Origin of the sequence: Streptomyces sp. NPDC057474, assembly GCF_042802555.1 — a bacterium.
GTDB lineage: Bacteria > Actinomycetota > Actinomycetes > Streptomycetales > Streptomycetaceae > Streptomyces.
The window spans coordinates 1-11167 of the sequence record NZ_JBHVDX010000279.1; the positions used below are offsets into that span (position 1 = coordinate 1).

Below are 11167 nucleotides of genomic sequence, written 5' to 3' on the forward strand. Positions count from 1 at the left end.
GACGGGGGCCCTTCGACCGTGGTGTGGCGAAGCGAGGCGATCAGTGGTGGCCGTGGCCGCTGGTGATCTCCTTGTACTCCTCGACGGTGGGCTTGGCGATCTGGCTGTCCTCGCCGTAGTAGCCCTTGCTCAGCTTGGCGCGGAGCTTCGCGAGGCGCGTGACCTTGCGGGCGACACCGTTCTCGTCGACCGCCGCACCGATCTCGGCCGGCGCGTACTGCTCGTGCGCCGTGAGCGTGTGCAGCTGCTCCTGGCTGAGCGGCTCGTGGACCTCGATGAACTCACCGTGCGGCAGACGCTTGATGATGCCGGTCTCGCGACCGTGCAGGATCTTGTCCCTGTCCCGGCGCTGCAGGCCGAGGCAGATGCGCTTGGTGACGATGAACGCGAGGACCGGGGCCACGAAGAACGCGATCCGGACGAACCAGGTGATCGAGTTGATCGACAGGTGGAAGTGGGTCGCCCAGAGGTCGTTTCCACCACCGATCAGCAGGACCATGTACCAGGTGATCCACGCGACGCCGAAGGCCGTACGGGTCGGGGCGTTGCGCGGGCGGTCCAGGATGTGGTGCTCGCGCTTGTCGCCGGTGACCCAGGACTCGATGAACGGGTAGACCGCGATCGCGACCAGCACCAGCGGGAAGATCACCAGCGGGATGAACACGCCCAGGACGAGCGTGTGACCCCAGAAGTTGATCTCCCAGCCCGGCATGACACGGATCAGACCCTCGGAGAAGCCCATGTACCAGTCGGGCTGGGCGCCGGTGGACACCTGGTCCGGCCGGTAGGGGCCCATGGTCCAGATCGGGTTGATCGTGGCGATCGCCGAGATGATCGCGATGACACCGAAGACCAGGAAGAAGAAGCCTCCGGCCTTCGCCATGTACACCGGAAGCAGCGGCATGCCGACGACGTTGTTGTTCGTCTTGCCGGGGCCCGCGTACTGCGTGTGCTTGTGGTAGAAGACCAGGATCAGGTGCGCCACCACGAGGCCGAGCATGATGCCGGGCAGCAGCAGGATGTGGACCGAGTAGAAACGGGCCACGAAGTCGCCGCCCGGGAACTCTCCGCCGAAGAGGAAGAACGACAGGTACGTGCCGACGATCGGCACGGACAGGACCGCGCCCTCCATGAAGCGGACACCGGTGCCGGAGAGCAGGTCGTCCGGGAGCGAGTAACCGGTGAAGCCGGTGAACATGCCGAGGACGAACAGCAGGAAGCCGAACAGCCAGTTGACCTCACGCGGCTTGCGGAACGCGCCCGTGAAGAACACACGCATCATGTGCACGAACATGCCGGCGAGGAAGATCAGCGCCGCCCAGTGGTGGATCTGCCGGATCAGCAGACCACCGCGCACCTCGAAGGAGATGTGCATGGTCGAGTTGAACGCCTCGGACATCAGCTGGCCCTGCAGCGGGATGTAGCTGCCGTGGTACTCCACCTCGTTCATCGACGGGTGGAAGAACAACGTCAGGTACACACCCGTGAGGATGATGATGATGAAGCTGTACAGGCAGATCTCGCCCAGCATGAACGACCAGTGGTCGGGGAAGATCTTGCGCATGTTGGACTTGGCCAGGGAGTAGATCCCGAGCCGGCCGTCGGCCCAGTCGGCGACGCGCTCGCCGGCCGGTGCCTTCTCGCGCTTGTCGCGCGCGTCCGTGGTGGTCGTCGTAGTGCTCATCCGCGCTCCCAGAAGGCAGGACCGACGGGCTCTTCGAAGTCGCTGACCGCTTCGAGGTAGCCGTCTTCACCGACGGTGATCCTCAGCTGCGGCAGGGCGTGACCCGCGGGGCCGAAGATGACCCGGCCGCCGTCGGCGAGGTCGAAGGTGGACTGGTGGCAGGGGCAGAGCACGTGGTGCGTCTGCTGCTCGTACAGGGAGATCGGGCAGCCCACGTGGGTGCAGATCTTCGAGAACGCCACGATGCCCTCGTGGGACCACTCCAGCTCGCGCTTGTCCTTGATGTCGTCCGGCTGGATCCGGACGATCATCAGGGCGTCCTTGGCGATGTTCTTCTGGAAGTCGTGGTCGTGCTCGCTCATGCCGTCCGGCATGGCGAAGGTCAGCGACCCCACCGCGACGTCCGAGGGACGCAGCGGCTCGTTGGTGTTCATGTTGAGGAGCTTCTTGCCCTTGCGCCAGGTGGTGTGCCGCAGCTTGGTGCCGGGCGCCGGACCGAGGCCGCCCAGCAGCATGACACCGGAGAGCGGGAACAGGGCCAGCGCGCCGAACATCGTGTTGCGGATCAGCTTGCGACGGCCGAGCGCGGACTCCTTGGCGCCTTCCTTGAAGTCGGCCAGGACCTTGGCCTTGACCTCGGGCGTGGCCTCGATCGGGTGACGCTCGTCGGCGACCTCCACGTCCGACATCAGCGTGCGGGCCCAGTGGACCGCGCCCGCGCCGATGCAGAACAGCGACAGGCCCAGCGTCATACCCAGCGCGAAGTTCAGCGCGCTGATGTGACCGATCGGGAAGACGTAGATCGCCTTGTCGACGTCGATCACCAGGTACGAGGCGATGAAGGCGACGGTGGCCAGCATCGACACCGTGAACAGCAGGGCGACCGTGCGCTCGGACCGCTTCGCGGCCCGCTCGTCGACGTCCTGGACGCGGTGCTCGTGGGGCGGGAGGCCGGGGTCCGCGAAGGGGTTCTTCTCGTCCGCGACCTTGACCGCACCGTGTGCGTCGTCCTGCTCGATGGGCAGGTTCTCTTCTGGAATCTCTTGGCTACTCATGACTTCTTGGCCTTTGCGGTCCGAGCGGCGACCCAGACGGCGACGGCGATCAGCGCGCCGAGCCCGAACACCCAGCCGAAGAGACCTTCGCTGACCGGGCCGAGCCCGCCGAGGCTGAGGCCACCGGGCTCCACGGTGTCGTCGCCGTTGACCGCGTCGAGGTACGCGATGATGTCCTTCTTGTTCTCCTCCGACAGCGTGGTGTCGGGGAAGGACGGCATGTTCTGCGGGCCGGTCTCCATGGCCTCGTAGATGTGCTTCGGGTCGACACCCTCAAGGTCCGGCGCGTACTTGCCCTCGGACAGCGCACCGCCCTTGCCGGTGAAGTTGTGGCACTGAGCGCAGTTGGTACGGAACAGCTCGCCGCCCTCGGCGATGTCCGCGCCCTCGGGGTCGTACGCGTTCTCGGTCGGGATCTCCGGGCCTGCGCCCAGGGAGGCGATGTACGCCGCGAGCTGGTCGATCTCGGCCTGCGAGTACACGACCGGCTTCTTCGGGATCTGCGCACCCGGCTGCTGGGCCGGCATACGGCCGGTGCCGACCTGGAAGTCGACGGCTGCCGCGCCCACACCCACCAGGGGCGGACCGTCGGTGGTGCCCTGACCGCCGGTGCCGTGGCAGCTGGCGCAGCCCACGGCGTAGAGCTTCTTGCCCTCCTCGATGGTGAGGGTCTGGGCGGTTTCTTCGGCCACCGCCTTGTCCGCAGGTGCGAAGGCGGTGTACAGCCCCGCGCAGGCCGCCAGCGCGATGAGTAGGACGACGACCGCCGCCAGCGGATGGCGTCGTCGTGCGGAGAGCTTTTTCACGGATTACCCCGGTGTCAGGATCTTCTGCGTCGGTGCTTCTGGAAGGGTCGTTCTCGGTGCGAGGCAGGCGTACGGTCCGCCCGGCTCGGCCGCCCGATCTACTTGATCATGTAGATCGTGGCGAAGAGGCCGATCCAGACGACATCGACGAAGTGCCAGTAGTAGGACACGACGATGGCCGCGGTCGCCTGCTCGTGGGTGAACCTCTTGGCCGCGTAGGTGCGTCCGAGGACCAGCAGGAAGGCGATGAGACCGCCCGTCACGTGCAGGCCGTGGAAGCCGGTGGTCAGGTAGAACACCGAGCCGTACGGGTCGGACGAGAGCGACAGGCCCTCGTGCTTGACCAGCTCGGTGTACTCGAAGACCTGACCGCCGATGAAGATCGCACCCATCACGAACGTGACGATGAACCACATCCGGAGCTTCTTCACGTCCCCGCGCTCGGCGGCGAACACGCCGAGCTGGCAGGTGAGGGAGGAGAGCACCAGGATCGTGGTGTTGGTCGCCGAGAACGGGAAGTTCAGGGTGTCGGCCTTCTCCGACCAGAACTCCGGACCAGTCACCGATCGCAGGGTGAAGTACATCGCGAAGAGGGCCGCGAAGAACATCAGCTCGGAACTCAACCAGATGATGGTTCCGACGCTGGTGAGGTTCGGCCGGTTGACCGACGGGTGCGCGTGCCCGGTTTCTACTGTCGTTGCTGTCGCCACGACCGACATTATGTCGGTCGCTTATCCCGCCCTCACTCCCGGGGGTGCCGTTCGGAGTGTTGGTCCCCTCCGTACCGGTGCTGACGTGGTGTTCAAGGGAGTAACATCCGCGCATCGGGCCCTGTCCGTCCTGTTGTCCGTACGACGCCGAAGTCACGGAGGAACAATGCAGCCGACCGCCACGGTGCTGGTCTACAGCGACGACTCCAACACGCGGGAGCAGGTGCGGTTGGCCTCCGGCCGACGACCGGCCGCCGATGTGCCGCCGGTCGAGTTCCTGGAGTGCGCCACTCCGGCCGCCGTCATCAAGGAGCTGGACAAGGGCGGGATCGATGTCTGTGTGCTCGACGGCGAGGCCGTGCCCATGGGGGGCATGGGGGTGTGCCGGCAGATCAAGGACGAGATCTTCGAGTGCCCGCCGGTGCTGGTGCTGATCGGGCGGCCGCAGGACGCGTGGCTGGCGACCTGGAGTCGGGCGGACGCGGCGGTGACACTGCCGGTGGAGCCGGTGGAGTTCGCGTCGGCGCTCGCGTCGTTGCTCCGCAAGAAGCAGGCGTTGAGCGCCTAGCCCCTGAATGGGGCCCGGCTTCACACCGACTCTGGCCTCAGGCGCGCCTGTATCTGAGGACCAGGTACTTCCTGGGTGCCGCCGACCAGGGCGCTGCCCTCGCGCCACTTCTTCCAGTCGAGGTTCCAGTCGCCGTATCCGTTGCCGAAGGGGGCCATGGTGTCGCCGGCCGAGTTGACGACCTCGACGATGTCGCCCTCGTTGATGGTGTCGTAGAACCACTGGGCGTTGCCGGAGCTCATGCCGGTGCAGCCGTGGCTGACGTTCGCGTACCCCTGGGAACCGGTCGACCAGGGGGCCGCGTGGACGTACTCGCCGCTGTTGGTGACCCTGACGGAGTGGTGGACGGTCAGGTCGTAGAAGTCCGACGCACCTATGCTGGCGCTGGTCATGCGAACGGTACCTTCCTTGGCCAGTACTACTTTGACCCCGTTGCGCGTGTCGTAGCCGGGCCTGCCGGTGGTGACCGGGATCTCCTTGATGACCTGGTCGTCCTTGTAGACGGTCATGCGGTGCGACGAGGCGTCCGTGACGGCGACGATCTTGGCGCCGGTGGTCAGCTCGATGGGCTCGGCCTTCCCGCCCCAGAGCCGGTCGCCGATCTTGATGCCCTCCAGGTTGCTGCGTACCCGGATGGTGGCGTCGGCGGGCCAGTACTCCTTGGGGCGGTAGTGGAGCTTCTTGTCGTCCACCCAGTGCCAGGCGCCTTCCGCCGCGGGGATGGAGTCCACCTTGAGGGCGCGTTCGACGACGGACCGGGCCGCCCTGTCCTTCACCGGTCTGCTGAGCTCGGCGGTGACGGGCTGGCCGACGCCGTACCTGCCCTCCTTGGGGCCGAAGGTGACGTCGAGGCGCTTCTTGGTGAGGGGGCGGCCGGTGTCGAAGGCGCGGGTCTCCCGGCCGGGGGCGCCGTCCTCGTCCTCGGTGCTCACGCGGACCGTGTAGTGGGCGTTGGCGGCGAGCGGTGAGGTGGAGTGCCAGCGACCTCCGTCGGCGGAGAGTTCGCCCGCCACGTACCGTCCTGCGGCGTCGACGGCGGTGACGTCGGTGATGCGGCCGTCGTCCTCGGCGGTGACTTCCAGCGGCTTGTCCGGGTCGGCCTTCTCGCCTCCCCCGGTGGGCGTGTTGAAGGAGACCCGGTCGGCCGCGTCGTACGGCTTGCCCGAGAGCGGGTGGCCACCGGAACCGCAGGCGGTGACGCCCGCTCCCAGGGAGACCACCAGCAGGGTGCAGCTGACGACCGTGCGGTTGCGGCGCGGGCGGGCCGGTGTCGAGCCGAGCGCGCGGAGGCCCGAAGGGTCGAGCACGGTCGGGCTCTCGACACCGGCTGCGGCGCCCCGGAAAGATTCTGTAGTGCTCATGAGTTCAACGTAGGAACGCCCGTCAAGCGCGGCGCGCCAGGTGACCCGATCGAGCTACATAGGACGTGGCAAAAGGGGGAAGCCCGGACCTCCTGTCGGAGTGTCCGGGCTTCCGTGCGCTCTGCGCGTGTTACTGGTTCTGGTTTTCGCCGCGGTAGTACTCGAAGACCCAGCCCCAGAGGCCGATCAGGAGGATCGGGGCGGAGAAGTACAGCAGCCACCAGCCGAAGACGACGCCCATGAAGGCGAGCGCGCCACCCACGCCCAGGGCGAGGGGCTGCCAGCTGTGCGGGCTGAAGAAGCCCAGCTCACCGGCGTCGTCCGCGACGTCGGCCTCCTTGTCGTCCTGCGCGCCCACGTCGACCCGCCGGGCCGTGAAGGCCAGGTAGTAGCCGACCATGATGCACAGGCCGAAGGCCAGGAAGAGCGCCGTGGTTCCGGCCGGCTCCTTCGACCAGTAGCCATAGACGATCGCCATGACGAGCACGAAGACGCTCAGCCAGATGAACATCTTGCCTTGGACCTTCACTTGCCGGCCTCCTTGCCGCTGGCCGCGAGCTCGTTGGCCGCAGGGCCGCCGTGCGCGAGCTGCTCGAGCGCGGCGATCTCCGGGTGGTGCAGGTCGAACGCCGGGGATTCACTGCGGATCCGCGGCAGGGTGAGGAAGTTGTGCCGCGGCGGCGGGCAGGAGGTCGCCCACTCCAGCGAACGGCCGTACCCCCACGGGTCGTCGACCTCGACCTTCTTGCCGTACTTGGCCGTCTTCCACACGTTGTAGAGGAACGGCAGGATCGACAGGCCGAGCACGAACGAGGCGATCGTGGAGATCGTGTTCAGGGCGGTGAAGCCGTCGGCCGCGAGATAGTCCGCGTACCGGCGCGGCATGCCCTCGGCGCCCAGCCAGTGCTGGACGAGGAACGTGCCGTGGAAGCCGATGAACAGCGTCCAGAAGGTGATCTTGCCGAGGCGCTCGTCGAGCATCTTGCCCGTCATCTTCGGCCACCAGAAGTGGAAGCCGGAGAACATCGCGAACACGACGGTGCCGAACACCACGTAGTGGAAGTGCGCCACCACGAAGTACGAGTCCGAGACGTGGAAGTCCATCGGCGGCGAGGCCAGGATGACACCGGTCAGACCACCGAAGGTGAAGGTGATCAGGAAGCCGGTGGCCCAGAGCATCGGTGTCTCGAAGGACAACGAGCCCTTCCACATCGTTCCGATCCAGTTGAAGAACTTCACACCGGTCGGTACGGCGATGAGGAACGTCATGAAGGAGAAGAACGGTAGGAGTACGCCACCGGTGACGTACATGTGGTGCGCCCACACCGTGACGGAGAGGCCGGCGATCGCGATGGTCGCGCCGATCAGACCCATGTAGCCGAACATCGGCTTACGGGAGAAGACCGGGATGACCTCGGAGATGATGCCGAAGAACGGCAGGGCGATGATGTACACCTCTGGATGGCCGAAGAACCAGAAGAGGTGTTGCCAGAGCAACGCGCCGCCGTTGGCCGCGTCGAAGACGTGGGCACCGAACTTGCGGTCCGCCTCCAGGGCGAACAGCGCGGCCGCGAGGACCGGGAAGGCCAGCAGGACCAGGACACCGGTCAGCAGCACGTTCCACACGAAGATCGGCATGCGGAACATGGTCATGCCGGGCGCGCGCATGCAGATGATCGTGGTGATGAAGTTGACCGAGCCGAGGATCGTGCCGAAGCCGGAGAAGGCCAGACCCATGATCCACATGTCGGCGCCGATACCCGGGCTGCGGACCGCGTCCGACAGCGGGCTGTAGGCGAACCAGCCGAAGTCGGCCGCGCCCTGCGGGGTGAGGAAGCCACCGACCGCGATGAGCGAGCCGAAGAGGTACAGCCAGTACGCGAACATGTTCAGCCGCGGGAACGCCACGTCGGGCGCGCCGATCTGCAGCGGCATGATCCAGTTGGCGAATCCGGCGAACAGCGGCGTCGCGAACATCAGCAGCATGATCGTGCCGTGCATCGTGAACGCCTGGTTGAACTGCTCGTTCGACATGATCTGCGTACCAGGGCGGGCGAGCTCGGCGCGCATGAAGAGCGCCATGACGCCGCCGATGCAGAAGAACGCGAACGACGTGACCAGGTACAGCGTGCCGATCGTCTTGTGGTCGGTGGTCGTCAGCCACTTCACCACGACGTTGCCGGGCTGCTTGCGCCGTACCGGCAGCTCGTCTTCGTACGAGCCCTCGGCGGCGGCAGCACCCTGAGGTTCGTTGAGGATGCTCACAGTTGGTTCGTCTCCCGGTTCTTCTCGTGGCTCGTCTGCTCAATGCCGGCCGGGACGTAACCGGTCTGTCCCTTCTCCACGAGCGACTTGAGGTGCTCCTCGTAGCGCTCCTGGGAGACGACCTTCACGTTGAAGAGCATCCGAGAGTGGTCCACGCCGCACAGTTCGGCGCACTTGCCCAGGAAGGTGCCCTCCTGGTTGGGGGTCACCTGGAAGGCGTTGGTGTGGCCCGGGATGACGTCCTGCTTCATCAGGAACGGCACCACCCAGAAGGAGTGGATGACGTCACGCGAGGTCAGGACGAAGCGGACCGTCTTGCCCTCCGGGAGCCAGAGCGTCGGCCCGGGGTTGCCGGTCTGCGGGTTCTCGTCGCCGGGGATGCCGCAGGTGTAGGCACCGCCGGCGTCCGCCGGGAAGTCCTTCTTGAACCGGTCCGGGATGGCCGCCAGGTTCTCGTCGGTCTTCGCGTCGCCGGTCGAGCCGTCGACGTTCTCGATGTAGTTGAAGCACCAGCTCCACTGGAAGCCGACCACGTTGACCGTGAGGTCGGGCTTCTTCGACGTGTCGAGGAGCTTCGACTCGTCGCGGGCGGTGAAGTAGAAGAGCACCGAGACGATGATCAGCGGGACGACCGTGTACAGCGCCTCGATGGGCATGTTGTACCGGGTCTGTGGGGGAACTTCGACCTTGGTGCGGCTGCGCCGGTGGAAGAAAGCACTCCACAGGATCAGACCCCAGACCAGTACGCCCGTGGCGAGCGCGGCGGCCCACGAGCCCTGCCACAGGGAGAGGATCCGGGGAGCCTCTTCCGTGGTCGGGGTGGGCATACCAAGGCGGGGGAAGTCCTTGTATGTGCAACCGGTGGCGGTCGCCAGGACCAGGCCCGCAGTCAGTGCCTGCAGCAGCTTCCGCCGCATCGGGCGCCGCGGCATGGGGGTACCACCCGCGCCCTTTAGGCAGCGGGGGAGGTCGGAGCCGTTGGGACTCACGTAGCGCCTTCCCGAGAGTCTCGCCCGCGCGGTGTGGCTGCGGCCTTCTCGCTGGTCGGTCGCCGCCCTGCGTCGGGCAGGGGTTTGGATGTTTATGCGGACCAAACCCTACTGGACGCGTTTTGGGGTCGCGCGGGGAGGGGGGGGCCAACTCGCCGGGGGTCACTTGTAGCGGCTGTTCGGGGTACCGGGTGCGCCTAACAGCTCGGGGGTTCGGGCGTTTTGGCGGGTGCGCGTGCGTTGTGGTCGTTCGCGCGGTTCCCCGCGCCCCCTGATGCACGCGCCCCAGGCTTTAGCGTTGAGCTGTGGCCTACTTCGACTCTGCTTCCTCCGCTCCTCTTCATCCCGTTGCGCGGCAGGCGCTGCTGGCTTCGCTGGACGAGGGGTGGGCCGATCCTGCGCGGTTGTATCGAGAAGGGCGGCGGGCCCGATTGCTGTTGGACGCGGCCCGGGAGGCTGCCGCCGAGGCCGTGGGATGTCGGGCGGACGAAGTGGTCTTCACCTCGTCCGGAACGCGGGCCGTGCACTCCGGGATCGCGGGGGTGCTGGCCGGGCGGCGGCGGGTGGGGCGTCACCTGATCGTGTCAGCGGTCGAACACTCTTCGGTGCTGCATGCGGCGGAGGTGCACGAGGCCGACGGGGGGACGGTCACCCAGGTGGCGGTGGGTCGCACCGCGTCGGTGGCCGCGTCCTCGTACGCCGAGGCCCTGCGGGCGGACACCGCGCTCGCCTGTCTGCAGTCGGCCAACCACGAGGTGGGCACGGAGCAGCCGGTGGCCGAGGTGGCGGAGGTGTGCCGGGCGGCCGGGGTGCCGTTGCTGGTGGACGCGGCGCAGTCGCTCGGGTGGGGGCGGGTGAACGGGGACTGGTCGGTGTTGACCGCCAGTGCCCATAAATGGGGTGGTCCGTCCGGGGTCGGACTGCTCGCCGTACGGAAGGGCGTGCGGTTCGCGGCGCAAGGACCCGCCGACGAGCGGGAGTCGGGGCGGGCCGCCGGCTTCGAGAACATCCCGGCGATCGTGGCGGCCGCCGCCTCGCTGCGGGCCGTACGGGCCGAGGCGGACGCGGAGGCCGTACGCCTGCGGGAGTTGACGGAGCGGATCCGGGCGCGGGTGCCGTCGCTGGTGCCCGATGTGGAGGTGGTGGGCGACCCGGAGCGCCGACTGCCCGGGGTGGTCACCTTCTCCTGTCTCTATGTCGACGGGGAGACATTGCTCCACGAGCTGGATGGCGAGGGCTTCTCCGTCTCCTCCGGCTCCTCCTGTACGAGCAGCACGCTGACGCCCAGCCATGTGCTGCGGGCGATGGGGGTGCTGAGCGAGGGGAACGTCCGGGTGTCACTGCCGATGGGGGCGGTGGAGGAGGACGTCGAGCGGTTCCTGTCGGTGTTGCCCGGTGCGGTCGCGACGGTCCGGGAGAAGCTGGGGGCTCCGGCCCCCGCGACCGTCGTACGTGAGGACGTCCTCGTCGTGGACGCCCTCGGCAAGCGCTGCCCGATCCCCGTCATCGAGCTGGCGAAGGTGATCGGCGGTGTCTCGGTCGGCGGCACGGTCCGCGTCCTCTCCGACGACGAGGCGGCCCGCCTGGACATCCCGGCGTGGTGCGAGATGCGGGACCAGGAGTATGTGGGCGAGGAGCCGGCGGAGCGGGGTTCGGCGTACGTGGTGCGAAGGCTGAGCTGAGGCGATACGGGAATCCCCGCGCCCCTGAGAAGGCCACAGGCCTCCTC

10 protein-coding genes are annotated in these 11167 nt (G+C 67.3%); 2 read left to right on the forward strand and 8 right to left on the reverse strand.

Going from position 1 to position 11167, the window contains the following annotated elements; genetic code table 11:
• Positions 1-40: 40 nt before the first annotated feature.
• The 4 genes from ACFU53_RS42515 to ACFU53_RS42530 all read right to left on the reverse strand — a co-directional run bounded on the left by ACFU53_RS42515 (position 41) and on the right by ACFU53_RS42530 (position 4264).
• A complete protein-coding gene (locus tag ACFU53_RS42515; RefSeq protein WP_384005139.1) occupies positions 41-1684 on the reverse strand; it encodes a cytochrome bc complex cytochrome b subunit in 1644 nt (547 codons plus the stop codon).
• Positions 1681-2739 (reverse strand): Rieske 2Fe-2S domain-containing protein, encoded by a 1059-nt coding sequence (locus ACFU53_RS42520; protein ID WP_384005140.1) that lies wholly within the window; start codon positions 2737-2739, stop codon positions 1681-1683. The genes ACFU53_RS42515 and ACFU53_RS42520 overlap by 4 nt, the downstream gene beginning before the upstream one ends.
• A complete protein-coding gene (locus tag ACFU53_RS42525) occupies positions 2736-3545 on the reverse strand; it encodes a c-type cytochrome (RefSeq protein WP_384005141.1) in 810 nt (269 codons plus the stop codon). Before ACFU53_RS42525 ends, ACFU53_RS42520 begins: the two co-directional genes overlap by 4 nt.
• A 98-nt stretch (positions 3546-3643) precedes the next feature.
• Positions 3644-4264, reverse strand: a complete 621-nt coding sequence (locus ACFU53_RS42530; RefSeq protein ID WP_033528179.1) for a heme-copper oxidase subunit III — start codon at positions 4262-4264, stop codon at positions 3644-3646.
• Positions 4265-4421: 157 nt separating this feature from the next.
• Here ACFU53_RS42530 and ACFU53_RS42535 point away from each other — a divergent pair, with 157 nt between their 5' ends.
• Entirely contained in the window at positions 4422-4823 is a 402-nt protein-coding gene (locus ACFU53_RS42535) for a hypothetical protein (protein WP_384005142.1), read from the forward strand.
• Between the two features lie 20 nt (positions 4824-4843).
• Here the strand turns inward: ACFU53_RS42535 and ACFU53_RS42540 are convergent, their stop codons facing one another.
• From ACFU53_RS42540 to coxB, 4 genes are all read right to left on the reverse strand, one after another.
• Positions 4844-6184: an Ig-like domain-containing protein gene (locus ACFU53_RS42540; protein ID WP_384005143.1), complete on the reverse strand. Its 1341-nt coding sequence runs from the start codon at positions 6182-6184 to the stop codon at positions 4844-4846.
• A gap of 130 nt (positions 6185-6314) precedes the next feature.
• Positions 6315-6713 carry a cytochrome c oxidase subunit 4 gene (locus tag ACFU53_RS42545; protein ID WP_384005144.1) on the reverse strand — a complete coding sequence of 133 codons (399 nt, stop codon included), beginning with the start codon at positions 6711-6713 and terminating at the stop codon, positions 6315-6317.
• The gene (gene ctaD / locus ACFU53_RS42550; protein ID WP_384005145.1) at positions 6710-8449 is read right to left on the reverse strand and encodes a cytochrome c oxidase subunit I; all 1740 of its coding nucleotides are present in this window, start codon (positions 8447-8449) and stop codon (positions 6710-6712) included. Before ctaD ends, ACFU53_RS42545 begins: the two co-directional genes overlap by 4 nt.
• Complete coding sequence (coxB, locus tag ACFU53_RS42555) at positions 8446-9438, reverse strand: cytochrome c oxidase subunit II (RefSeq protein ID WP_384005146.1); 993 nt, start codon at positions 9436-9438, stop codon at positions 8446-8448. Before coxB ends, ctaD begins: the two co-directional genes overlap by 4 nt.
• 305 nt (positions 9439-9743) lie before the next feature.
• Here coxB and ACFU53_RS42560 point away from each other — a divergent pair, with 305 nt between their 5' ends.
• The gene (locus ACFU53_RS42560) at positions 9744-11120 is read left to right on the forward strand and encodes a cysteine desulfurase/sulfurtransferase TusA family protein (protein WP_384005147.1); all 1377 of its coding nucleotides are present in this window, start codon (positions 9744-9746) and stop codon (positions 11118-11120) included.
• Positions 11121-11167 lie beyond the last annotated feature (47 nt).